Origin of the sequence: Sulfitobacter sp. BSw21498 (assembly GCF_006064855.1) — a bacterium.
Lineage (GTDB): Bacteria > Pseudomonadota > Alphaproteobacteria > Rhodobacterales > Rhodobacteraceae > Sulfitobacter.
This window is the reverse complement of sequence record NZ_CP040753.1, coordinates 235,594-257,589: the sequence shown is the minus strand read 5'-3', so window position 1 is coordinate 257,589 and position 21,996 is coordinate 235,594. Positions and strand designations below refer to the sequence as shown.

Here is a 21,996-nt window from a genome sequence, read left to right as displayed (position 1 = left end):
ACCCGATGCTGCAACAGCGAAAAGCTATGCGAAAGACGCATGCGTGCTATGCAATAAAGGTGTATCCGAATCGAGCTCTTTCGGTCATAAGGAGGCCTACGCCTAAATGACAAGAGCAAGAATAATAGAAAGGACGACGAGATGAAAGATTTCGTTGATGGCACTGCCTTTAACAATGAACAAGGCAACCGTGCCCGCAAACTTTTCGCAGCTGTGGTACTGGCTGCATTGGACGACGCGATTGCCGATGACAAGAAATACGGCAACGGTCCAGAACAGATTGCCCGTTGGGCCCGCTCCCGCGATGGCCGCGAAGTATTGAGCTGCGCCGGCATTGACCCCAACGAGCGTGTTGTCGAAGGTCTGATGGACTTTGTTGGCAAAGGCATTCGGACATCCGTTGCCCTGTCCCGCGAAGAGTCAGAGCGTCGCCACGCCGCGCAACAGGCCGAAGCTGCCTGAAGACTGCCTAAAGTTTGAACAAAAAGACGCGGCCCACGGGCCGCGTTTTTTTATGTCTGCCATTTATATCGACGGATTGAGTAGCACCGACCTCCCTGCCCCACAAACGAAAAAGGGCAAGGCGCACTGCCCTGCCCATTCTAAGCCCAAGCCCAAGCGCTGTGAGGCGCGTGCAGAGTTGTTACTCAAGGTCCTGCGAGGTCAGTGCCCGGTGAATCTCGCGCCGTACCAGCTTGCGAACGTTGCGCGTGATCCGTTCACCCAAAGCACCCTGAAGCTCGCTGCGCACGATTTCTGACACCAAGTCGCGCAGCATCTTTTCATCCAGATATTCATCTGCGGCAAAACCAGATGTCGCATCATCGTCCTGCGCTGCAGCCGCCGGTTCATCAGTGGTATCCTCGACGGCAGCATCCGCCGCCGTTACCCGCGCGGCAAAAGGGCTATCGACAACGCGCTCGTCGGGTTCGGTGGACGACCCAGCTGTATCGACCCAGCCGATGCTGTCGTTTTGCAGTGCGTCATAGTCAGGCTCTTTCACGGTATCCGAAACCAGGGCACCAGTTGCGTCGAACTCCAAGTCGTCTTCCCACGCCATCGCCGGATCTTCGCTGCCGGAATAGTCGCTCTTGCCCGGCTCGTCAGGCTCCCAATTTTCCGGAATGCGGCTGATTGCCGTTTCAAGCGCGGCGATCTTGGCGCTGAGCCGGTCCGGCGTGGGAGGTACGTCTTCCACCAGCTCGGACGTCCCGAGGTTGAGCATGTCGGCAGAATAGGCCGCAGCGCGTGGCGCACTAAAGGCCAGCTTGCGCGATGGTTCCGAGGTATCCTGCAGATGATCATCACCCGTGGGGGTCGAAAACTGCGCCCGAAAGCGCGGCTCGCGTCCGGAAATAAACTTAAAATCTTCTGCAACTTGATTGCGATCAGAGGCGGAGGGCTCTTCTTCCTCGCCTGACTCGATCTCTTGCATGGCCTCTTGATAGGAGGCAGACCGCTGCTGGACCACTTCGTGCACCTGAGGGGGCGCGGCCTTTGGCTGCGCCGCCACTGGCGTATCGTTCGAGACGCGCAATGACGGCGTGAGCACCAATTTCTCTTCAATAGCAGGCTTTTCGGGCGCTTTTTGCGCCGGCTTGCGATCCTCGGAGACCAGACGGCGGATCGAAGACAGGACGTCTTCGACCTCTGCGTTTGTGACGGTTTCGGACATAATCAATCACCACTCGTTCTTTGCAAATAGTCTAACCCGAAGGTTGTCTTGTCACAATGGGGGTGGTGAAAATGTCAGTCTTTTTGCAGCGCCCGCAAGACACGGTCCAACTGCTTACCCTCTTTCGAGAGTTTCGTTGGACCATCCTTGACTAGATTGTAGTACGCCGAGGGGTCATAGATCTGTACGGGCAGCTTGAGGTCCTGCGCGGTCAACTGTCCGGTTGCCGCCAGCACGGAATAGGCGGCAACATAGAGCTGTGACTGCGCCGAAACGCGGGCAGAGCGTGCATCAAGCAAGGATTGCTCAGCGTCCAGCACATCCAGCGTCGTGCGTGCGCCCAAGCTTGCTTCTTCGCGGATACCGTCGAAAGCGATCTGTGCCGCGCTAACCTGCCGCTGCGATGCTTCGATCTGTGCCCGCGCCGAGGCGAGCCCCGCATAGGCATCGCTTACCGCACGTTCAACATCCTTGGCCACCACATGCAGGTTGCCGCGTTGCGCGTCACGTTGCGCTTGGCTTTTGCGCACACCGGCGGACAAGGCCCCGCCCTGATAGATCGTCTGCCCGACCTGAACCCCCACCGATCCACTGCGCGTAGAAGCTTCGGAGCTGAAGGTTTCGGTCAAGCCATAGGCCCCTTGCAGCGACACCCGTGGCTTCAAGCTGGATTCATTGCTGCGCACCAGCAAATCAGCGGCAGCGACCTGGTGTTGCACGGACAAGATATCGGGGTGTTGCCGCACAGCCAGTGCCTTGGCTGTCGCGATACTATTAGACACGCTTGGCAAGCGTGGCGGCGGGCTAAGACGACCGGGGTTCGTGCCCACGGCCACTTTGTAATAGGCCTTGGCACTGATGAAATCGCCCTGCGCACCCGCAAGATTGCTGCGTGCGGCTGCCAGCTCTGCCTCTGCGAGAGAGACGTCGGTACGCGTTACTTCACCCACTTCAAAACGATCCCGCGCGGCGCGCAATTCCTGCGTCAGGACGCGCACGTTGTTTTCCCGAAGCGACACAAGCTGTTGCGTCTGGATCACGCTCATATAGGCGTCGACAGCGCGCAGCAGGATCTGTTGTTCGGCACTGACCAATGTTTCGCGGGTGGCCAGCACGGTTTCTTTGGCCGCTTCGATCGAATAGCGCGATGCGCCAAAGTCATAGACAAGCAGCGATGCCACGAGGTTGACCGACGTGGTGAGGGAATTGGTGGAGTTTCTGAAACCCGTTGAAAGAGTGCTGGTGCCCCCGCTGACCGACCGGTTATACGATTTCGTCAGGTTTCCCGTCCATTGCAGCACCGGCTTGAGCACGGATTTGGCGATGGCCACGTCTTCGTCGGCAGCACGCAGCACGGCGCGGTTCTGGTCCAGCAGACCGGAGTTGTTATAGGCCCCGACCAGCGCATCAGCCAGTGTTTCCGACTGTGCCGCCATCGGAGCCATCAACCCCAACCCAACGCAGGACGCCACCATTATACTGCGGACGGACCGCATCTTGCCTGTATTCATCATATTTCACACTCCATCGGTGTCACTGCTTCTGCCGTCATGCGCGGCAGTTATATTATCTTATAGCTGAAATTCTTTCGCGCGGGTAAACCCATTCAGCAGCGGGGCTGCGGCATTAAAGCTTTTGCGCCAGCTGATGCCATGATCACTTTTATATCCCAGGCGTACCTCGCCCAAGGGGCCCTCCATGAACAGGCAGGCAATCCGCCCACCGTTCTTAAGCTGCGCCAACAGCGCCTCTGGCACTTCTGCAACGCCGCCCTGCACGATCATCACATCATAGGGCCCATGCTGCTGTGCACCGTCTGCAAGCGCGCCGGTGTGCACAATAACGTTGTCGATGTCGGCGTTGATCAGCGTTTCCTGCGCTTCTTTCGCCATCTGCTCGTCCGCTTCCACGGCGACCACAGCTTCGGCCATATGCGCGATCACCGCAGAGGAATAGCCGTAGCCACAACCGATATCGAGCACCAGTTCGTCATTCTCGATCCCGAGCCCGTCCAGCATTTTGGCCAATGTGCGCGGCTCTAGCACGACACGTCCCTCGCCCAAGCTGATGTTTTCCCCCAGATAGGCGGCCTCGCGACGGGCGGCGGGCACATAATCTTCGCGCGCCACTTTCAACATCGCATCAATGATCGGGAACTTGGTAACATCCGAAGGGCGCACCTGAGTATCAACCATCATGGTGCGGCGGGCTGTGAAATCTGTCATCAGCTAAACTCTTTCGTTCGGTTATATGTCTTATGGAATGCCATATACCCGCCTGTCGGGCAACGGTCAGTGCGTTTAAGGGGTGCAATTTTCCCTGCTGGGCGAACAATAGGGTCAAAACAGGGCGGATGCCATAGCTGGTCCGCACAGCGCCGTTATCCCTCGCACACGAAGACTGGGGGCGATTGCCCCTCGCCAGCGGTCTCGAAAGCGCGGACAATAGCTCAGATCACCCAATCACGATCTGGCCAGACGCCTGCGACACCGGAACTGGTATCAAGCGGCAGCCAAGGCCTTCGCCCCCGATACCTTCGCCGGTTCCAGCGTCAAACATCGCACCATGGGCGCTGCACATCAGCTTTTGGCCATCTGCGGACAGTATCTGCCTTGCGCGATAATCGAGAGGCAAGAACTGATGCGGGCACATGTTAACAAAGGCAATCACCTGATCGCCTCGCCGTACCAGCAACAGGGGGAAATCCCCTGCTGCTGTCGTAAGCGTCATTGCGGCAACCCCGGTCACATCCGCCGCGCGCGCGACGCAGGTGCCGAGGGTCGGGGCCGTGGATAGATCCGTCCAGATCATTCCACCGGGGCAGCTTGCAAGACCCCACGACGAACCTGATCTTCTTCGATAGATTCAAACAAAGCGCGGAAGTTGCCCTCGCCGAACCCGTCATCCCCCTTACGCTGGATAAATTCGAAGAAAATCGGGCCAATCACGGTTTTAGAGAAAATCTGCAGCAGCACGCGGGTTTCGCCCCCGCCCACAACCCCTTCGCCATCAATCAAAATACCGCGTTTCTGCATCTGATCGATCGGCTCTTGGTGGCCTTTCACGCGGGCGCGGCTCATTTCGTAGTAGGTCGCGGGCGGCCCTGGCATGAACCCCAGCCCTGCATCCGCGATCTTTTCAGTGCCGCCGTAGATGTCATCAGAAGCAATTGCGATATGCTGGATGCCCTCGCCTTTATATTCGCGCAGGTATTCCTCGATCTGGCTGTTATCATCCGCACTTTCGTTAATGGGGATGCGGATTTTACCATCCGGCGAGGTCAGCGCGCGGCTGGTCAAACCCGTCTGCTTTCCCTTGATGTCAAAAAACCGGATTTCCTTGAAATTGAAGGTATCGGCATAAAACCGGTACCACGTGTCCATATTGCCGCGGATCACATTGTGGGTCAGATGGTCGAGATAGTAGAACCCAAACCCTTCGGGGCGCGGATCAACTTCACCAAGCCAATCGTAGTCAGCATGAAAGGCACTGCCATCTTCACCATATGTGTCGATGAAATACAGCAGCGATCCGCCAATACCGTAAACGGCAGGTGCCTCTATCGCCTTACCGTCACCGGTGTATTCCTTCGCCCCCAGATCGACAGCACGTTTAAGCGCATGTTGCGCGTCCACGACACGCCAGCCCATGGCGGGGGCACAGGGGCCATGTTCTTCTACAAACTCGGCAGCGTGTCCGGTTTTCTCTGCGTTCAGCAAATAGGTAATATCGCCTTGGCGGTAGATCGTGATGTCCTTGGATTTATGCTTGGCCACTGGAACAAAGCCCATCTGGCGAAACAGCTTGTCTAGAACGTCCGGATCGCGGTGCGCAAACTCGACGAATGAAAACCCATCAGTCCCTGCAGGGTTCTGATCGGAAATAGTGGCCTTTGGCGCGTCGTGTGGGAACGGTCCCATGGTGCAAACTCCTCCAAGTATTAGTTGAATCCATTGTGCATCAGCGTCCGCGCATGGTGCGTGCATACTAGGCGTGAATTGCAGGAGACTTTACACAAAAATTGCATCAAAGTGGGCATTAGCGTACCTTAGCAATATATCTTATGTTCAAGCTGCACGAAGCAGGCAAAAAGATAGGCTATTATGTCGCTAGACGGATTCGATATCGCAATACTCAGGGCGCTCCAGCAGGACGGAGCGCTGACCAACACCGCTCTTTCAGAAATGGTGAACCTTTCCCCGTCGCAATGCTCGCGGCGACGTGCGGCGCTCGAGGCGGCGCAGCTTATTTCCGGATACTCTGCACGGTTAAATGCGGACCGGCTGGGCTTTGGACTACGCGCGATCGTGCGCGTCAATTTGCGCAGCCACGGTGGCAATAACGAAAGTGGCTTTGCCAGCTTTATCGCCCGCCACCCTGAAGTCCGCGCCGCCTTCTCCGTCTCTGGGGATGCGGACTATATCCTCGATCTGCGCACCCCGGACCTAGAGAGCTTTGCACGCTTCATACACGAACATTTGCTGCCGCATGAACTTGTAGCGCAGGTAAGGTCGGAGATTGTGCTTAGAACGCTCAAAGACGCCCCGGGCGTTGATCTTGCACAGCTTCCCGCATCAGCGCGCTAGCACTGGAGTGCTACCGCAGCCCTCGCGCCCGAAAAGATCACCCAGACGCAACAATAGATTGCCCTGCCAATACTGGCACCCAACTGAGGTTTTTAACTTAAGTGTTTGAAAATAAATGGAGGCGAGTAGGAGAATCGAACTCCTGTACACGGATTTGCAATCCGCTGCGTAACCACTCCGCCAACTCGCCTCGGCCGCCTTGGTGGCGGCGATCATTCGGACCGTGGGCCCGAATGCGTTTGGCGCTTATCCCGATTTTTGTGGGAAATGTCTAGCCCAGTTTAGAGCAAAACGGCGGGAAAAATATCTCCCGCCGTCCAAGGGTCAGTTAAACCGAGATGACCGGCTTATCGCCTTCTTCCGGTGCGTCGATTTGCAAGTGGTGATCCTCAAGGATCAGAATGTTTTCCACACCGACAATCGCGCTTTTGGTCTTGTAGCCGATGACGTCCTCGATCTCCATTTCGGGGTTCCGCGCCATCAAGATCGTCTCTTCGGAGGAGAAGTTGGTCAGACCACGTGCGAACTCGTTGCCCTGCTCGTCATAGACGTGCAGCACGTCCCCTTTCGAAAACTCGCCTTGGATCGACACCAGGTCATCACGTTGCAAGCCGCGCTCCTTGGCGGTGATCGCACGGACAGCATCGTCGGATACAACAAGTGTACCGGCGACCTGCAAACGGTTGCTGAGCCAGATCATCAAAGGCGAAGCACCCCTCCCCGAGGCCAGACAGCGCGTATGGCGGCGTTCGCGGTTCAGAACGGACGAAATCGGACGTTCGATGATGCCGTCGGCGATGATCGTCTCGACCCCGGCGTTTTGCGCCATATTGGCCGCCAGCATTTTGGTCAACATGCCGCCGCTGCCCAATTCGCTGATGCTCTTGGTGGATTCGAGGTGCTCGGACACGTCCTCGATTTCTTCGATGAACTGCGCGCCGGGTTCCGACGGATCGCGGTCATACAGGCCTTCGACGCTGGTCAGAATGATCAGGTGATCCGCTTCGACCATCTGGGCGACCTTGGCCGAGAGACGGTCGTTGTCCCCCACTTTCAGATCGCGCGTGGCGATGGAGTCGTTTTCGTTGATGATGGGAAGGATCTGGTTTTCAAACAGCCGCAGCATGGTGTTCTTGATGTTCAAAAAGCGGCGGCGTTCTTCCATGTCTTCGACGGTCACCAGCATCTGTGCCACGTCAAAGTTATATTCATTCGCAACCTGACGATAGGCATTCATCAGCAGCGGCTGGCCACAGGCGGCAGCGGCTTGCTTGTCCAGAATACCGGCTTCCTCGGGGCGTTTGCCGATCATGTTCAGGCCAAGCGCGACCGACCCTGAAGAGGTCAGGATGATCTCGTAGCCCTGGTCCTGAAGGTCCCCCAAATCCGCCATGAGACCGTTCATGAAAGCATAGCGCAATGTCAGCTTTTCTTCATTGGCCAGTAAGCTGGATCCGATTTTAACGACGATACGTTTCTTCTTGGACACGAGGAGATTTCTCCGGTTTATTGTTAAATTTCAATGCGTCATCGCACGCGGCACGAAATGCCGCGATGCAGAAAGACACTGTGATTCGGTGATGTATAACATGTGGACACCAAGCACTTGCAACCGCCAAGCCTGAACGCGCGGGATTACGCCACGCTTAAGAGGTGGTTTGCAGCCCCTCTAGCGCGCTACGGGTCAGGCTGGGAATTTCAGTCGGACGATGGTCTTCGCGCCCCACGTAGACATGCACAAAGAACCCTTCGGCAGAGGCCGTGTCGTCGTCATTTTTAAACAACCCCAGCTCCATCCGCACAGAACTTTTGCCAAGCTGCGCCACCCGTAAACCTGCGGTTACACGGTCAGGGAATTTCATTTCCCCAAAGTATCGACAGCCGGTTTCAACCACGAGCCCGAACACAGGGCTGGTCTGCGGATCCAACAGTCCGCGTTCGATCAACCAGCCATTCACGGCCGTATCAAACAGCGCGTAGTGGACGACGTTGTTCATATGCCCATAAGCGTCATTGTCGTTCCAGCGGGTCTGCAGCGGATAGAAATCAGCATAATCAGCCCGGGTTGCGGCAGGTGCGCGAGGGGCCATTACCAAGCCGCCTCATAGATCGCATGAGCGTCGGCCTGCGTGACGTCGCGCGGATTATTGACCAGCAAACGCGCCTGCACCATCGCATCTTCGGCCATCTTTGGGATCGCACTTTGTGGAATATCCACGTCGCGCAGACGCTGGGGAAGCCCGAGCTTGGCCGAAAGCTCTGAGAGCGCATTGATAAAGGCTTCTGTGCGGGCCTGACTGCCCTCCACCTCTGCCAGTGCGGGGAAAGCATCTGCGGCGATCTCGGCGTAGACGCTGCCGGCGTGTGGCGCGTTAAAGCGCAGTACATGAGGCAGCACCAGCGCATTGGAAAGTCCGTGCGGGATGTGAAAGGTGCCGCCGATGGGATAGGCCAGCGCATGCACCGCCGCGACCGGCGAATTGGCAAAGGCCTGACCCGCCAGCATGGACCCCAACAACATTGCACCGCGGGCGTCGACATTGCTGCCGTCGGCCACCACGGCTTCGATATTGGCCCCAAGCAAACGCAAGGCTTCGCGGGCGAGCAGCTTGGACACGGGGTTGTTGTTCGCATTGACCGACGCATAGGATTCAATCGCGTGGACCATCGCATCAACCCCCGTTGCCGCCGTAATCGGCGCAGGCAGTCCAACCGTCAGGGACGCGTCCAGAATGGCCATGTCAGGCAGGATCACAGGCGACGACACGCCGCGCTTTTCCTCTGCGCCGACGGTGATGATCGACACGGGCGTGACCTCTGATCCGGTACCAGCGGTTGTGGGGATCAACACCAGTGGCAAGCGCGGCCCCTTGGCCTGCCCTACCCCCCAAGCGGCATCCAGATCCTCGTCAGAGCCAAGCAGAAGCGCCACAAGCTTGGCCACGTCTTGCGATGATCCGCCGCCAAAGCCGATCACACCCGTGGCCCCTGCTGACCGCCCTGCCTCGACTGCGCGCATCAATGTCTCGCGCGAGGGGTCCGCCTCTACCTTGTCAAAGATGGTGACCTGATGACCCGCTTTTTCCAGCGCGTCGATGCAAGGCTCACATAGACCAAGCTGGCGCAAACCGGGGTCCGTGATCAGCAGGCAGGCCTTGCCCAGCAGACTGCCTGCCAACTCCGCGATACGCACGGCGGCTCCGTTTTCGAATACGACGGATTTGGTGGTGTTGAATACAAAAGGGTTCATATGCCCGCGCTTCTCCCATAGCTGCCCGCAGCTTTCCTCCGCGCTGCGATTTAAAGGCATTAAAGGGAATAAAGCCGCACGCGCATAGCCACTATTTCGGTTTCTTTTTTCGCTCTGCGAAACTGGGGCTGCGATATATGGCCGCCCGTGTCACCTTTGCAGAAATCTACGTCAGGGGTGCGCCTGTCGATGCACATCCTTGCAGCCCAATGGATAAATCCGGCCTTATTGCTGCTTTAGACCCTACCGGCGCAGACCGCTACGGCAGGCGGCGCACGTCGTTGGTTTGGCTGCGCAGATATTCCATCACCGCGGGGCGGACCGACTGGTCTCCACGATCCCGCGCGGCATAGATGACCTCGCGGATTTCGCTCAGATCAGACCGCAGCAACATGCTTTTGACCGGCCCGATAGAGGCAGGGCGCATGGAGAGCGTGGTTATCCCGATCGCGGCAAAACACAGTGCCTCCACCGGACGGCCCGCATCCTCGCCGCAAAACGACAACGGTGTTCCGGTTTCACGGCAGCGGCCAACGATGATTTCGAGAAAGGTCAGGAAGCTGACGTTCAACGTGTCATAGCGGCGGCGCACGAGTTCATTCTCGCGGTCGGCAGCGAAAAAGAACTGCTTGAGATCGTTGCCACCGATCGACAGGAACTCGACCTCTTCGAAGAACTTGGTCGGGGCAAAGGCGAGCGATGGAGTTTCCAGCATCGCCCCCACTTCGATCTGCGAGGGCAGCACGTGACCCAAACGGGCCTCGCGGGCAAGCGTCTTGTCCATCTCGGCGCGGGCGGCGCGGTATTCTTCGAACTGCGCGACAAAGGGAAACATCACCGACAGCGGGCGTCCGTTTGCGGCCCGGATCAACGCTTGCAACTGCATCCGCATCATACCCGGTTTGTCTAGCCCCACGCGGATCGCACGCCACCCCAGCGCGGGGTTCGGTTCGTCGTTGGGCTTCATATAGGGCAGCACTTTGTCCGACCCGATGTCCAGCGTCCGGAAAACCACGCGCTTGCCAGTCGCAGCATCCAGCACACGGCTGTACAACGCCGACAGCTCGGACCGTTTGGGCATCTTGCTGCGTACAAGGAACTGCAGCTCGGTGCGGAACAGCCCCACCCCTTCGGCCCCCGACCCCTCCAGCGAGGGCAAGTCAGCCATCAGCCCCGCATTCATATGTAGACCGACCGTGGTGCCGCATTTGGTAATCGCTGCTTTGTCGCGGATCGAGGCATAGCGTTCCTGCGCCTCGGCCTGCATCGCAATCTTGTCACGAAACGCAGAGGCGACGGTTTCATCGGGGCGCAGGTGCACCACGCCTTGTTCACCATCGACCATGATCCGGTCACCGTTTAGCGCGTCATTGGTCACGCGCGCGGCATGAACGATCAGCGGAATCGCCAGCGCCCGCGCGACAATCGCGGCATGGCTGCCGACCGATCCACCTTCCAACACGATACCGCGCAGAGAGCGACCATATTCCAGCAGTTCCGCCGGTCCGATATTACGCGCCACCAAAATTGGGTCGGCAGGCATCTCTGCGCCGGTGTTTGACCCCTGCCCGGTCAAAATACGCAGCAAACGGTTGCTCAGGTCATCCAGATCGGACAGCCGTTCGCGCAGGTAGGCGTCGCTCGCTTGCCCCATACGGGCCCGTGCCAAGGATTGTTCTTTTTCGACAGCCGCCTCGGCGGACAGACCGCGGCCGATGTCTTCCTCCATCCGACGCAACCAACCTTTGGAGTTGGCGAACATGCGGTAGGCTTCAAGCACTTGCTGCTGGTCCTTGTCGCCCCCCGCCATCGCCATCATCTGATCGACGCTGACGCGTAGATCGTCGACGGCTTCGTTCAGGCGGGCGGTTTCAATCACGGGGTCATCCGCCACCAACTTTGACACAACGACGCGTGGTTCGTGCAGCCAGACGTGGCCTTCGGCGACGCCTTCTTGGGCAACGGTGCCGCGCAGCAGGACCGGCTGACTGTGGCGCGCCGACATCGCGGCCCCCTCGCCGACAAAGGCCCCCAGTTCGGTCATCTCGGCCAGCACCATGGCGACCACTTCCAGCGCGTAAACTTCGTCGGCTGAAAATTCGCGGGCAGCTTTGGATTGGACAACCAGAACGCCCAGCATTTCACCCAAGCGCTGCACCGGTATACCCAGAAAGCTCGAATACAGCTCTTCGCCGGTTTCAGGCATGAACCGGAAACCGGGGGCCTGGGGCGCGTTAGGTGTGTTTATGATACGTTTGCGCTTGGCGACGCGACCGACCAGGCCTTCGCCCATCTTCATGCGCGTTTCGTGAACCGCGTCGGCTTTCAGCCCTTCGGTCGCGCAGAGTTCCAGCGTGTCTTCGTCGCGGAAAAGGTAGATAGAGCAGACTTCGCAGCCCATCGAAGACGCAATCAGATGCGTGATCTTATCCAGCCGCGCCTGCCCTGCGTCATCACTGGCCATGGCATCGCGCAGACGCCCCAGCAGCTTGCGGCTTTCTGTCTCTATCCCATCAGCCATGCGATCATTTCCCCCCGGCGATGCCAGCTTAGATCACAGGCGCGTCGAAAATGAAACGCCTGTTATCATAGACATCTATCATCTGCTTTTTGGGGCAGGAAGATGCGTTTTCCCCCGAGGCGGGAAAACGCAGCGATCCACACGGGCGATACGCCTGCGATTTAAGCAGCTTTGTCGAGTTCGAACGCGTCATGCAGCGCCTGAACGGCCAGCTCCATGTATTTGCGGTCGATCAGCACAGAGATTTTGATCTCGGAAGTTGTGATGACCTTGATGTTCACGCCCTCGTTCGACAGCACTTGGAACATCTTGGCCGCAACGCCGGTGTGGCTGCGCATGCCGATGCCCACGACCGACACTTTGGCAACATCTGTGTCCGCGATCAGATCGTCAAAGTTGAGCTCACCCGAGGCTTTTGCGGTATCTATCGCCGCCTGCGCACGCTTGATCTGGTCGACAGGGCAGGACCACGTCATATCCGTGCGCCCCTCTTCCGATATATTCTGAACGATCATATCGACGTTCACGCCACCTTCGCTGAGCGCGGTAAAGATCGCGGCGGCAATGCCGGGGCGATCCGCCACCGAAACCAGCGTCATCTTTGCTTCGTCACGCGAAAACGCGATACCGGATACTACATTGCTTTCCATAATTTCCTCCTCGGCGCAGACCAGCGTTCCAGCCTCGTCTGATTGTTCTTCAAAACTGCTTAATACACGCAGCTTGACCTTGTAACGCATAGCCAGTTCAACCGACCGGGTTTGCAGGACCTTAGCCCCCAGCGACGCCAGTTCCAGCATCTCTTCAAAGGCGATCTTGTCCAGTTTACGCGCCTTGGCACTGACCCGCGGGTCGGTGGTGTAAACCCCGTCCACATCCGTATAGATGTCACAACGCTCTGCATCAAAGGCAGCGGCAAAGGCGACCGCGGTGGTGTCTGATCCGCCACGCCCCAGCGTGGTGATCCGTCCTTCGGGGCTGACACCCTGAAAGCCCGCGACAACCGCAACGCGCATGCCCTCGCCAAATTTGGTCATGATATTTGCAGGCGGAATGTCTTCGATCCGCGCAGACGAATGGGCCGAGGTCGTCTTGACCGGCACTTGCCAGCCCTGCCAGCTGCGCGCCGGCACGTCCATTTCCTGCAACGTCAACGCCATCAGGCCTGCGGTCACGTTCTCGCCGGACGACACGACAGCGTCATATTCACGCGCATCATACATCGGAGAGGTCTCGTTTACCCAGCCGACCAGCTCGTTCGTCTTTCCCGACATGGCAGAAACGATGACGATCACGTCATAGCCCTTGGCCACTTCGACGCCCACGCGTTTGGCCGCGCGGCGGATACGGTCCAAGGTGGCCACCGACGTGCCACCAAACTTCATCACCAGAACAGGCATATGTCCCCCGTTGCAAAACTCCGGCGCGGTGTACGCGCAAGCGCCGCCCTTAGCAAGCCCGCAGGCCGCTGGGATTGCACAGGCATACAACACGGGGCGCGCCTCTGTTCAGCCGGTCCTAAGAGGTGGAGCGTTTGGCCCGGAACGGCAGCGGCGTCAGCGGGATACCCTCTTCGATCAGGGCGACAGCTTCGTCCAGACGGGCTTCGCCATAGATCGACCGGTCAGGTGCATCGCCAAGATGCATGGCGCGGGCTTCTTTGACGAAATTGTTGCCGACATATTCCGACGAAGATTCGACCTCCTTGCGCAGGGCTTTCAACGCCTTTTCCAGTTCGGTTTGCGGTTTGGAGAGGACTGGCACCGCCGTGTCCGGCTTCGTGTCATCCTTAGGGCTGTTTGTGCGGGCGTCGCCGGTCGAGACACGCGGGGCCATCATGCCTTTGGTCACCTCGGGCGACCCGCAAACGGCACATGCCAAATGCCCCGCCTGCGCCAGCGCATCAAAGGCGGCGGCAGATTTGAACCAGCTTTCGAACTGGTGGTCGCGTTCACACTTCAGCGAAAACTTGATCATCGCGCCCGCAGGCATCCTCTCGTCGTTAAGGTATCTAAAATGGGGGTGCGATCTGGCCCCGTCAAGCGACTTAGCTCCGCCCACGCGGATCAAAATCGCGGATCATCCGCGCCAGCTCGGGCTCGGACACCAGTTTGGCAGCCTTCTTGCGCGACATCCATTTACGTCGCCGCTGGCCGGCTTCGGGGTATTTATCGGCCAACATCTGAACCTCGATGGGGTAGAGCATGGCGATGACAGGCAGCTGCGCAGTGTCGTCCACCGCCTTGATGTATGAGTAAACGCCCAGACAGCCCCCCGTGACGCGCCCCCTGACGCCTGCCTCTTCCCACGCCTCGCGTGCGGCGGCTGCACCGGGGGTTTTGGCATCCATCGGCCAGCCCTTCGGCACGATCCAGCGTTTCGCCCCCCGCGAGGTAATCAGCAACACCTGCACCTTACCCTGCCTGACGCGATAGCACAGCGCCGCGAACTGGGTTCTTACCTCTCCCTTGCGGGCACCTTGCAGGGATATGGGCAACTGTTTCATGCGAGGCATTCTGTCTCCGAAGATGGTGCATCAACAAAAGCCTACCCGTGCCAAGTTGACAAGACCCGTCGCCCTTGCACGCCCCAACCGCTTGACTGATACTGCGCGGATGAAACGTTTTTTGCCTCATGTTATTGCAGTGTTACTGCCCACCCTCGCGATGGCCGAGCAGCCTTCGGTGACGGTCTTCGCCGCCGCTAGCCTGCGCGGCGCGCTGGACGAGGTCGCGCGCGGCTATGACGGTGATGTGGCGCTATCCTTTGGCGGATCGGGCACCATGGCGCGGCAGGTTGATGCGGGGGCCCCTGCCGATGTGGTCCTGCTGGCCGCGCCGGTCTGGATGGACTGGCTGCGCGATCGCGGCGCGGTTGATCCCGACGCTGTGGTTGATCTGCTGGGCAATGCGTTGGTGTTGATCGCCCCCGCCGACAGCGACATCGCACCCGACCCTGCCGATCTGGCAGGTGCCCTTGGCGATGCACGGCTGGCTATGGGGCAGCGCGACGCTGTGCCCGCTGGTATCTATGCGCGTGAATGGTTCGAGAAAACCGGACAATGGGAAGCCATCTCTGCGCATCTGGCAGAGACAGATAACGTGCGCAGCGCCCTTGCCCTTGTTGCACGGGCAGAGACGCCGCTTGGTGTGGTCTACCGCACCGACGCCATGGCAGAGCCGCAGGTCCGCATCGTCTATGACATCCCAAAGGATACACACAGCCCGATCACCTACCCTGCCGCGGCTTTGACGGACAGCGGGGCCGCCTTCATGGCGCATCTGCGCTCGGAGGGGGCACGTGCGGTCTTTGCCCGCTACGGCTTCGAGCCGCGGCCCGAATGACGGTAGACGCCGCCGCATGGGACGCGCTGCGCCTGTCGCTTTGGGTGGCCTGTTGGGCGACACTGCTGGCAATACCGCTTGCGCTTTGGGTGGCGTGGTTGCTGGCGCGACGTGAGTTCTGGGGCAAGGCGCTGCTGAATGCCGCCGTGCACCTGCCGCTGGTTTTGCCGCCTGTGGTGACGGGCTATCTGTTGCTGATGGCGTTCGGGCGGAACGCGCCCTTGGGCCGTGCGCTGGACGCAATCGGGCTGCAACTGGCGTTCCATTGGTCCGGCGCGGTGCTGGCCGCGATCATCATGGGGTTCCCGCTGATGGTCCGTGCCATGCGGCTGGCGATAGAGGCGGTCGACCCCAAGCTCGAGGACGCTGCCGCAACCTTGGGTGCCCCCCGCGCCGCCGTCTTTGCCCGCGTCACCCTGCCGCTTATCTTGCCCGGTGTGCTGGCGGGGACAGTCATGGGCTTTGCCAAAGCCATGGGCGAGTTCGGGGCCACGATCACCTTTGTCGCCAATATCCCCGGCCAGACCCAGACCCTGCCAAGCGCCATCTGGGCTGCGCTGCAAATTCCCGGTGGTGAGGGTCAGGCCGTGGTGATGGTGCTCATGTCATCAGTCATCGCCGTAGGCGCCGTGCTTTTGTCCGAGGTGCTGGCCCGCCGCGTTGCAAAACGGATTGCAGGCGCATGACGCTCTCGCTGTCCCTGTCGCACCGCTTTGACGGCTTTGCGCTGGACCTCGCGCTTGAAGCCGGGCCGGGCATCACTGCGCTGTTTGGCCGGTCGGGGGCCGGAAAATCCACCGTGATCAACGCGGTTGGGGGGCTTTTGCAGCCTGACCGCGGGCGCGTCCTTATCGACGGCGAGGTGCTGCTGGACACCGAACGCGGCATCTACGTGCCGCCGCACAAACGCCGCCTTGGTACCGTGTTTCAAGATGCGCGGCTGTTTCCGCATCTGACCGTGGCGCAGAACCTGATGTTTGGGGCCCGCTATGCGCCGCGCGGCAGCACCGGCCCCGCCCAAAAGGATGTGGTCGCCCTGTTGGGGCTAGAGACCCTGCTGGACCGCGCCCCCGCCACCCTGTCGGGCGGCCAGAAACAGCGGGTCGCCTTGGGCCGTGCCTTGCTAAGCCACCCGCGGATGCTGCTGATGGATGAACCGCTGGCCAGTCTTGATGGGCCACGCAAGCAAGAGATTTTGCCCTTTCTCGAACGTCTGCGCGACGGGCCCTTGGGGCTGCCGATCCTCTATGTCAGCCACGCGGTCGATGAAATTGCGCGGCTGGCCGATACGCTGGTGCTGATCCAGAACGGGACAGTGCAGGCGCAAGGCCCGCTGTTCGATGTCATGTCTGATCCCGCCGCTGTGCCCCTGCTTGGTGTCCGCGAGGCCGGCGCAGTGATCGAGGCGGATGTTGTTGAACATGGGAATGACGGGATCACGACCCTGCGGATCAGCGCCGGAGAGCTGGAACTGCCGGGTGTTCACGCCGAGGCAGGCGCGCGCGTGCGACTGCGGGTGCTGGCTCAGGATGTGATCCTTTCCCTGACCCGCCCCGCGGGGCTGAGTTCGGTCAATGTGCTGCCCGTGACGATAGAGGCGATCCACCCCGGCGACGGCCCGGGGGCCGCGATTGCCCTACGGGCGGGGCGCGACCGGTTGCTCAGCCGCGTGACGGCCCGCGCCGTCACCGAATTGGGGCTGTCACCGGGCATGACCTGCTTTGCGATCCTCAAGGCCACAACGGTCGCGCCGGGCAGCATCGGACGCTAGGCGATCTTGCGCAGTCCAACCTTGGCGCGCAGCCGCTCGACCAGCTCTTCGTGGGGGACATCAGCATCAATCGCCAGCTTGCGCAGCCCGAAATGCACATGGGCCATGTCTTCGTAGTAGCTGGTATAAGCATAGTTGGTCGCCGCACCGGCCACCGCCCCCAGCACTGGCACCGCTTGCGCGGCCAGCTTTTGCCCCAACACCAGCGCCAGACGCGGGGCGACCTTGGCTATCACCGCCTGCATTGCCCGCCCGCTCAACGCGACCCGTGCCGACAGAAACGCCAGATCTGCCCCGTCATCCTCTGACAACGGCCCCGCCGCGCTGAACACCTGTATGCAATCGAATTGCACGTTTTCCGCATGGGCATCGAACCCGTGCTCTACGGCAACGCCCTGAATGACGCGCAGCAGCAGCGTAGTCGTCACCGGCAGCTCTGCCAGCGCGGTAGGCAAACCACCTGCACCGCCCGCCGCCCCCATTGCCGCGCTCACTGCAATGTTCAACCAGCTTTTCTGATCCGGCACCATCGACCGTGTCGTGGTCGCAGCCTTCATCGCCTGGCCCAGCGCCTTGACGGTTGCACTTTCAAGATTGCGCCGTATCGGCGACGGTAGTTTGTCGATCAGGCCTTCGGCGCTGCCGCCTATGACATTCAACACGTTGATCCCCACCCCGCCCGCACTTTTGTAGCGCTTGGCGATCTGGTCCAGCCGCGCCTCTACATCAATGGTGCTGGGTAGGTTGCTTTCGATTTGCATTTTCCGGAGCCTCTGCCTGTTTGGCTAGAATGTGGGCTAATGCCTCGCCACTTTCAATGTGGCCAAGCAGTGACATCCCCTGAAATGCCCTCCCATGCGCGCTCTACCAGCGCACGGCCAAGTACCCGTTCAGGATTTGTCGGCGGCGGCATCACCACCTCGGACAGCAAAGTAAACCCGAACCGGTTGTAGTAAGGCGCATCCCCCACAAGCATCACCCGCGACCACCCCAGCGGGACCGCTTGCGCGAGGCTCCCTTCGATCAGCAACGCGCCGAGCCCTTCGCCCTGCCGCGTGGGGTGCACAGCAACCGGCCCCAACAACAGCGTGGGATGGGTGCCAATACAGACCGGCCAATAGCGGATAGCCCCGGCAAGAATACCACCTGCATCGCGGGCTACATGGTTCAGCCCTGCCACCGGCGGCACACCATCGCGCAAACGATAGGACGACAGCGCCTCGCGCCCGGGCGCAAAACAGGTGTCGTATAATGCTTCGACTTCCCAGCGATCTGCGGCCGTCTCGGGGGTGATGTGATACAAGGCGTGGCCCTCTGGAGGTTTTCCTGTGGCGCTGCCTTTATCATGGCGCTAGCCATAGGTGCAAACCATGAGGAGATTTTGATGTTCTATCGCCCGCAAGACGGCCACCCGCTGCCCCATAATCCGTTCAACGCGATTGTCACACCGCGCCCCATCGGATGGATTTCAACCCGCGATGCGGACGGGAACGACAATCTGGCCCCCTACTCCTTTTTCAATGGTGTTGCCTATACGCCGCCACAGGTGATGTTTGCGTCAACCGGCACCAAAGCCGATGTGGACGGGACAAAGGACAGCATGGCGAATATCCGTGAAACCGGCGTCTTTTGTGTGAACATTGTCGAATATGCGATGCGCGATGCGATGAACGCTTCTTCGGCCACGCTGCCCCATGGTGCCGATGAATTCGGCCATGCGGGGATCGAAAAGGCGGACTGCGACCAGATCAGCTGCGCACGTGTCGCACTGGCCCCGGCCAGTCTGGAATGCCGCATGACCCAGATGGTCAAGATTGAAGGAGAGAACAACTTTGCCGTCTTCGGCGAAGTTGTGGGCGTGCATATGCGCGACGATTGCATCAAGGACGGGCGGTTCGATGTGACGACCTACCAACCCCTCTCGCGCTTGGGCTATCGCGATTACGCCCGCGTGACCGAAATCTTCGAGATCATCCGCCCCGACGATTGATCCGACCATTTCAGCACAAAGACAAAAGCCCCCGATGCGGTCTGCATCGGGGGCTTTTTCATGTCATGGTGTCGGGCGGGCTAGTGACCGCCAAAAACGCCGGTGCGCACCTGATAGTTCACGGCGACCTGATACTCGGGATCATCATCGCTATCGATCATCAGGTGGCCCGCTTTCTTCAGCAGACGGTGACAGTCGCGGCTCAGGTGGCGCAATTGGATACGCTTGCCCGCGCCTTCGTATTTCGCGGCAATCGTCTCGATCGCCTGGAGGGCAGATTGATCCACCACGCGGCTGTCTTCGAAATCGACGATCACTTCGCTCGGGTCGCCCTTGACGTTGAACAGCTCCGCGAACCCCTCAGAAGACCCAAAGAACAAAGGCCCCTGAATTTGATAGACCTTGGCCCCGTCGGGCGTGGTGTAGGTCTTGGCGTGGATGCGGCGGGCGTTGTTCCAGGCATAGGCCAGCGCAGACACGATCACGCCGACGACCACCGCAACGGCAAGGTCTTCGTAGACCGTGACAAACGTCACCAGCAGGATCACAAAGGCATCGGTCAGCGGCACTTTGCGCAGAATACCAAAGGAGTTCCACGCGAAGGTGCCGATCACGACCATGAACATCACACCGACCAGCGCTGCCAGCGGGATCTGTTCAATCAAAGGTGCGCCCACAAGGATAAAGAGCAGCAGGGACACCGCCGCAGCGATCCCCGCAACCCGTGTGCGCCCGCCTGATTTGACGTTGATCATCGACTGGCCGATCATCGCACAACCGCCCATACCGCCAAAGAAGCCTGTCACGGTATTCGCCACACCTTGTGCGATACATTCCTGACTGGCACCGCCGCGGGTGTTGGTCATATCGCTGACCAGGTTCAACGTCAGCAGTGATTCAATAAGGCCGATCGCCGCGAGAATAACGGCATAGGGCAGAATGATATAAAGCGTCTCAAGGTTGAACGGGGCCAAAGCGGTGCCATAAAGGCCAAGCCCGTCGCCAAACGGCATGTGAAACATCGGGAAGCCACCTTCGATAGAGGCCAGATCCCCCACCCGCGGCACGTCCATGCCGGTCGCGATCACCAGAATGGCGATGATGCCGATACCTGCAAGCGGCGCGGGGATAAGCTTGGTCAGGCGTGGCATAATCCAGATGATCGCCATGGTCGCGGCAACCAGCGCCAGCATCAGATACAACGGGCTGCCCGATAGCCATTCGCCGCCCGACATGCCGTGCCCTGTATCAACCATCGTGCCCGGCACTTTGAACTGGCCCATCTGGGCAAGGAAAATAACAATCGCCAGACCGTTTACAAAGCCCAGCATCACAGGATGCGGCACAAGCCGCATAAACTTGCCCCATTGCATGACGCCCGCGAAAATCTGGATCAGCCCCATGAGCACCACCGTGGCGAACAGGTATTCAACACCGTGCTGCGCAACCAAGGCCACCATCACCACGGCCAAGGCCCCTGTCGCGCCAGAGATCATCCCCGGACGCCCCCCAATCAACGCGGTGATCAGACCGACCAGAAACGCCGCATACAGCCCCACCAACGGGTTCACACCCGCGACAAAGGCAAAGGCCACCGCTTCGGGCACGAGGGCCAGAGCGACGGTCAGACCCGACAAAAGTTCAATGCGCAGACGCGAGGGAGAGAACCCCTCTCCCGGCATCCATCGCAGATCGGTCACATCAAGATTTTTGGTAAAACTACGGAACGTGGTACGCGCCATCGGGCATCCTTCGGGTCAAATCGCATCTATAAGTTGGAAAGGTCGTTGCCGCCTCCTAGCTGAAACGTGAACAAAATGAAAGGCACGGGAGGGTCCGACCCCGGATTTGAGGCTTTCCCTAAGGGCCAAGCTTGATACTCTGCCGCCAACTCAATCCAAAGGCACCTTCATGACACAGACTAAAATCGCCGTGATCGGCGGCTCCGGCATCTATGATATCAACGGGTTGGAGGGGGCCGAGTGGTTGACCGTCGAGAGCCCGTGGGGGCCGCCTTCGGATGCAATCCTGACCGGCAGGCTCGACGGGGTAGAAATGGCCTTTCTGCCGCGGCACGGTCGTGGACATGTGCATGCGCCCTCCACCGTGCCTTACCGCGCCAATATCGACGCGCTGAAACGGCTGGGCTGCACGGATGTGATCAGTGTGTCTGCCTGCGGGTCGTTCCGCGATGAAATGGCACCGGGTGATTTTGTCATCGTGGACCAGTTCATCGACCGGACCATTGCGCGGGAAAAGTCGTTCTTTGGCACCGGCTGCGTCGCTCATGTCAGCGTGGCACACCCCACTTGCCCGCGCTTGGGTGACGCGTGCGAAACCGCTGCGCGCGACGCTGGCATCAATGTGCACCGTGGCGGTACCTATCTGGCGATGGAAGGCCCGCAGTTCAGCACGCTGGCCGAATCCAAGATGTACCGCGAAAGCTGGGGCGCGGATGTGATCGGCATGACCAATATGCCCGAAGCTAAATTGGCCCGCGAAGCAGAGCTTTGCTATGCGTCGGTCGCAATGATCACCGATTATGACAGCTGGCATCCGGATCATGGCGAGGTTGACGTGACCAAGATCATCGAGACGCTGACGGGCAATGCCGACAAGGGCCGCCAACTCGTTGCGCGTCTACCCAAGCTGCTTGGGGCTGACCGCGCGCCCTGCCCGCATGGCTGCGACCGCGCGCTGGAGTATGCGATCATGACCCAGCCTGAAATGCGCGACGCAGCACTGGTGGCCAAACTGGATGCAGTAGCAGGTCGGGTGCTCTAGGCCGCGCTGCAAACGCTGTCGCAGCGCCCGTGGAGGGTGCTGTGGCAGGTGAGTTTATTTGGAAAAACGAAGACA

At 59.7% G+C, this 21,996-nt stretch carries 22 protein-coding genes and 1 tRNA gene; 7 read left to right on the top strand and 16 right to left on the bottom strand.

Going from position 1 to position 21,996, the window contains the following annotated elements; all coding sequences use genetic code 11:
• Positions 1 to 141 precede the first annotated feature (141 nt).
• Entirely contained in the window at positions 142 to 462 is a 321-nt protein-coding gene (locus tag E5180_RS01410; protein ID WP_093732380.1) for a DUF6280 family protein, read from the top strand.
• A gap of 181 nt (positions 463 to 643) precedes the next feature.
• Here the strand turns inward: E5180_RS01410 and E5180_RS01405 are convergent, their stop codons facing one another.
• The 5 genes from E5180_RS01405 to hppD form a co-directional block, all read right to left on the bottom strand.
• Positions 644 to 1,675, bottom strand: coding sequence for a hypothetical protein (locus E5180_RS01405; RefSeq protein WP_138922825.1), 1,032 nt, complete (start codon positions 1,673 to 1,675; stop codon positions 644 to 646).
• A 74-nt stretch (positions 1,676 to 1,749) separates the two neighbouring features.
• Positions 1,750 to 3,189 (bottom strand): TolC family outer membrane protein, encoded by a 1,440-nt coding sequence (locus E5180_RS01400; RefSeq protein WP_138922824.1) that lies wholly within the window; start codon positions 3,187 to 3,189, stop codon positions 1,750 to 1,752.
• Between the two features lie 57 nt (positions 3,190 to 3,246).
• A complete protein-coding gene (locus E5180_RS01395; protein ID WP_138922823.1) occupies positions 3,247 to 3,900 on the bottom strand; it encodes a protein-L-isoaspartate O-methyltransferase family protein in 654 nt (217 codons plus the stop codon).
• Between the two features lie 229 nt (positions 3,901 to 4,129).
• A complete protein-coding gene (locus tag E5180_RS01390; protein ID WP_138922822.1) occupies positions 4,130 to 4,486 on the bottom strand; it encodes a Rieske (2Fe-2S) protein in 357 nt (118 codons plus the stop codon).
• Positions 4,483 to 5,595, bottom strand: coding sequence for a 4-hydroxyphenylpyruvate dioxygenase (gene hppD, locus E5180_RS01385; protein WP_138922821.1), 1,113 nt, complete (start codon positions 5,593 to 5,595; stop codon positions 4,483 to 4,485). The genes E5180_RS01390 and hppD overlap by 4 nt, the downstream gene beginning before the upstream one ends.
• A 183-nt stretch (positions 5,596 to 5,778) precedes the next feature.
• On the opposite strand from hppD, the gene E5180_RS01380 reads away from it, so the two are divergent.
• A complete protein-coding gene (locus E5180_RS01380; protein WP_138922820.1) occupies positions 5,779 to 6,261 on the top strand; it encodes an Lrp/AsnC family transcriptional regulator in 483 nt (160 codons plus the stop codon).
• 116 nt (positions 6,262 to 6,377) lie between these two features.
• On the opposite strand, the gene E5180_RS01375 is transcribed toward E5180_RS01380, so the two are convergent.
• The 8 genes from E5180_RS01375 to E5180_RS01340 form a co-directional block, all read right to left on the bottom strand.
• Positions 6,378 to 6,451: transfer RNA gene (locus E5180_RS01375), tRNA-Cys, on the bottom strand.
• Between the two features lie 138 nt (positions 6,452 to 6,589).
• Positions 6,590 to 7,750: a glutamate 5-kinase gene (gene proB, locus E5180_RS01370; protein WP_138922819.1), complete on the bottom strand. Its 1,161-nt coding sequence runs from the start codon at positions 7,748 to 7,750 to the stop codon at positions 6,590 to 6,592.
• 157 nt (positions 7,751 to 7,907) lie between these two features.
• Positions 7,908 to 8,351 carry an acyl-CoA thioesterase gene (locus E5180_RS01365; protein WP_138922818.1) on the bottom strand — a complete coding sequence of 148 codons (444 nt, stop codon included), beginning with the start codon at positions 8,349 to 8,351 and terminating at the stop codon, positions 7,908 to 7,910.
• On the bottom strand, positions 8,351 to 9,511 hold the full coding sequence (locus E5180_RS01360) for an iron-containing alcohol dehydrogenase (protein WP_138922817.1): 1,161 nt from the start codon (positions 9,509 to 9,511) through the stop codon (positions 8,351 to 8,353). The genes E5180_RS01365 and E5180_RS01360 overlap by 1 nt, the downstream gene beginning before the upstream one ends.
• A gap of 259 nt (positions 9,512 to 9,770) precedes the next feature.
• Complete coding sequence (ptsP, locus tag E5180_RS01355) at positions 9,771 to 12,032, bottom strand: phosphoenolpyruvate--protein phosphotransferase (RefSeq protein ID WP_138922816.1); 2,262 nt, start codon at positions 12,030 to 12,032, stop codon at positions 9,771 to 9,773.
• 161 nt (positions 12,033 to 12,193) lie between these two features.
• On the bottom strand, positions 12,194 to 13,432 hold the full coding sequence (locus E5180_RS01350; RefSeq protein ID WP_138922815.1) for an aspartate kinase: 1,239 nt from the start codon (positions 13,430 to 13,432) through the stop codon (positions 12,194 to 12,196).
• A gap of 118 nt (positions 13,433 to 13,550) precedes the next feature.
• On the bottom strand, positions 13,551 to 14,009 hold the full coding sequence (locus E5180_RS01345; protein WP_171048881.1) for a DUF1178 family protein: 459 nt from the start codon (positions 14,007 to 14,009) through the stop codon (positions 13,551 to 13,553).
• A gap of 70 nt (positions 14,010 to 14,079) precedes the next feature.
• Positions 14,080 to 14,538 (bottom strand): NUDIX hydrolase, encoded by a 459-nt coding sequence (locus tag E5180_RS01340; RefSeq protein ID WP_254700503.1) that lies wholly within the window; start codon positions 14,536 to 14,538, stop codon positions 14,080 to 14,082.
• A 109-nt stretch (positions 14,539 to 14,647) separates the two neighbouring features.
• Between E5180_RS01340 and modA the strand changes: the two genes are divergently transcribed.
• The 3 genes from modA to modC are packed head-to-tail and all read left to right on the top strand — an operon-like array spanning position 14,648 to position 17,147.
• Complete coding sequence (gene modA / locus E5180_RS01335; RefSeq protein ID WP_138922812.1) at positions 14,648 to 15,376, top strand: molybdate ABC transporter substrate-binding protein; 729 nt, start codon at positions 14,648 to 14,650, stop codon at positions 15,374 to 15,376.
• A complete protein-coding gene (gene modB / locus E5180_RS01330; RefSeq protein ID WP_138922811.1) occupies positions 15,373 to 16,062 on the top strand; it encodes a molybdate ABC transporter permease subunit in 690 nt (229 codons plus the stop codon). Before modA ends, modB begins: the two co-directional genes overlap by 4 nt.
• Positions 16,059 to 17,147: a molybdenum ABC transporter ATP-binding protein gene (modC, locus tag E5180_RS01325; protein WP_138922810.1), complete on the top strand. Its 1,089-nt coding sequence runs from the start codon at positions 16,059 to 16,061 to the stop codon at positions 17,145 to 17,147. The genes modB and modC overlap by 4 nt, the downstream gene beginning before the upstream one ends.
• Here modC and E5180_RS01320 read toward each other — a convergent pair.
• Positions 17,144 to 17,908 (bottom strand): EcsC family protein, encoded by a 765-nt coding sequence (locus E5180_RS01320; RefSeq protein WP_138922809.1) that lies wholly within the window; start codon positions 17,906 to 17,908, stop codon positions 17,144 to 17,146. The two genes, modC and E5180_RS01320, sit on opposite strands and share 4 nt — an antisense overlap.
• Before the next feature lie 53 nt (positions 17,909 to 17,961).
• Positions 17,962 to 18,450: a GNAT family N-acetyltransferase gene (locus tag E5180_RS01315; RefSeq protein ID WP_138922808.1), complete on the bottom strand. Its 489-nt coding sequence runs from the start codon at positions 18,448 to 18,450 to the stop codon at positions 17,962 to 17,964.
• Between the two features lie 81 nt (positions 18,451 to 18,531).
• On the opposite strand from E5180_RS01315, the gene E5180_RS01310 reads away from it, so the two are divergent.
• A complete protein-coding gene (locus E5180_RS01310) occupies positions 18,532 to 19,137 on the top strand; it encodes a flavin reductase family protein (RefSeq protein ID WP_138922807.1) in 606 nt (201 codons plus the stop codon).
• A gap of 80 nt (positions 19,138 to 19,217) precedes the next feature.
• Here E5180_RS01310 and E5180_RS01305 read toward each other — a convergent pair whose 3' ends face one another.
• Positions 19,218 to 20,879 (bottom strand): SulP family inorganic anion transporter, encoded by a 1,662-nt coding sequence (locus E5180_RS01305; protein ID WP_138922806.1) that lies wholly within the window; start codon positions 20,877 to 20,879, stop codon positions 19,218 to 19,220.
• Positions 20,880 to 21,048: 169 nt separating this feature from the next.
• On the opposite strand from E5180_RS01305, the gene E5180_RS01300 reads away from it, so the two are divergent.
• A complete protein-coding gene (locus E5180_RS01300; RefSeq protein WP_138922805.1) occupies positions 21,049 to 21,921 on the top strand; it encodes an S-methyl-5'-thioadenosine phosphorylase in 873 nt (290 codons plus the stop codon).
• Positions 21,922 to 21,996: the final 75 nt, after the last annotated feature.

What these genes read in the sequence shown, in the direction of transcription:
- E5180_RS01410 (WP_093732380.1), top strand. Translation starts at nt 142, where the DNA reads ATGAAAGATTTCGTTGATGGCACTGCCTTTAACAATGAACAAGGCAAC.
- E5180_RS01405 (WP_138922825.1), bottom strand. Translation starts at nt 1,675, where the DNA reads ATGTCCGAAACCGTCACAAACGCAGAGGTCGAAGACGTCCTGTCTTCG.
- E5180_RS01400 (WP_138922824.1), bottom strand. Translation starts at nt 3,189, where the DNA reads ATGATGAATACAGGCAAGATGCGGTCCGTCCGCAGTATAATGGTGGCG.
- E5180_RS01395 (WP_138922823.1), bottom strand. Translation starts at nt 3,900, where the DNA reads ATGACAGATTTCACAGCCCGCCGCACCATGATGGTTGATACTCAGGTG.
- E5180_RS01390 (WP_138922822.1), bottom strand. Translation starts at nt 4,486, where the DNA reads ATGATCTGGACGGATCTATCCACGGCCCCGACCCTCGGCACCTGCGTC.
- hppD (WP_138922821.1), bottom strand. Translation starts at nt 5,595, where the DNA reads ATGGGACCGTTCCCACACGACGCGCCAAAGGCCACTATTTCCGATCAG.
- E5180_RS01380 (WP_138922820.1), top strand. Translation starts at nt 5,779, where the DNA reads ATGTCGCTAGACGGATTCGATATCGCAATACTCAGGGCGCTCCAGCAG.
- E5180_RS01365 (WP_138922818.1), bottom strand. Translation starts at nt 8,351, where the DNA reads ATGGCCCCTCGCGCACCTGCCGCAACCCGGGCTGATTATGCTGATTTC.
- E5180_RS01360 (WP_138922817.1), bottom strand. Translation starts at nt 9,511, where the DNA reads ATGAACCCTTTTGTATTCAACACCACCAAATCCGTCGTATTCGAAAAC.
- ptsP (WP_138922816.1), bottom strand. Translation starts at nt 12,032, where the DNA reads ATGGCTGATGGGATAGAGACAGAAAGCCGCAAGCTGCTGGGGCGTCTG.
- E5180_RS01350 (WP_138922815.1), bottom strand. Translation starts at nt 13,432, where the DNA reads ATGCCTGTTCTGGTGATGAAGTTTGGTGGCACGTCGGTGGCCACCTTG.
- E5180_RS01345 (WP_171048881.1), bottom strand. Translation starts at nt 14,009, where the DNA reads ATGATCAAGTTTTCGCTGAAGTGTGAACGCGACCACCAGTTCGAAAGC.
- E5180_RS01340 (WP_254700503.1), bottom strand. Translation starts at nt 14,538, where the DNA reads ATGAAACAGTTGCCCATATCCCTGCAAGGTGCCCGCAAGGGAGAGGTA.
- modA (WP_138922812.1), top strand. Translation starts at nt 14,648, where the DNA reads ATGAAACGTTTTTTGCCTCATGTTATTGCAGTGTTACTGCCCACCCTC.
- modB (WP_138922811.1), top strand. Translation starts at nt 15,373, where the DNA reads ATGACGGTAGACGCCGCCGCATGGGACGCGCTGCGCCTGTCGCTTTGG.
- modC (WP_138922810.1), top strand. Translation starts at nt 16,059, where the DNA reads ATGACGCTCTCGCTGTCCCTGTCGCACCGCTTTGACGGCTTTGCGCTG.
- E5180_RS01320 (WP_138922809.1), bottom strand. Translation starts at nt 17,908, where the DNA reads ATGCAAATCGAAAGCAACCTACCCAGCACCATTGATGTAGAGGCGCGG.
- E5180_RS01310 (WP_138922807.1), top strand. Translation starts at nt 18,532, where the DNA reads ATGTTCTATCGCCCGCAAGACGGCCACCCGCTGCCCCATAATCCGTTC.
- E5180_RS01305 (WP_138922806.1), bottom strand. Translation starts at nt 20,879, where the DNA reads ATGGCGCGTACCACGTTCCGTAGTTTTACCAAAAATCTTGATGTGACC.
- E5180_RS01300 (WP_138922805.1), top strand. Translation starts at nt 21,049, where the DNA reads ATGACACAGACTAAAATCGCCGTGATCGGCGGCTCCGGCATCTATGAT.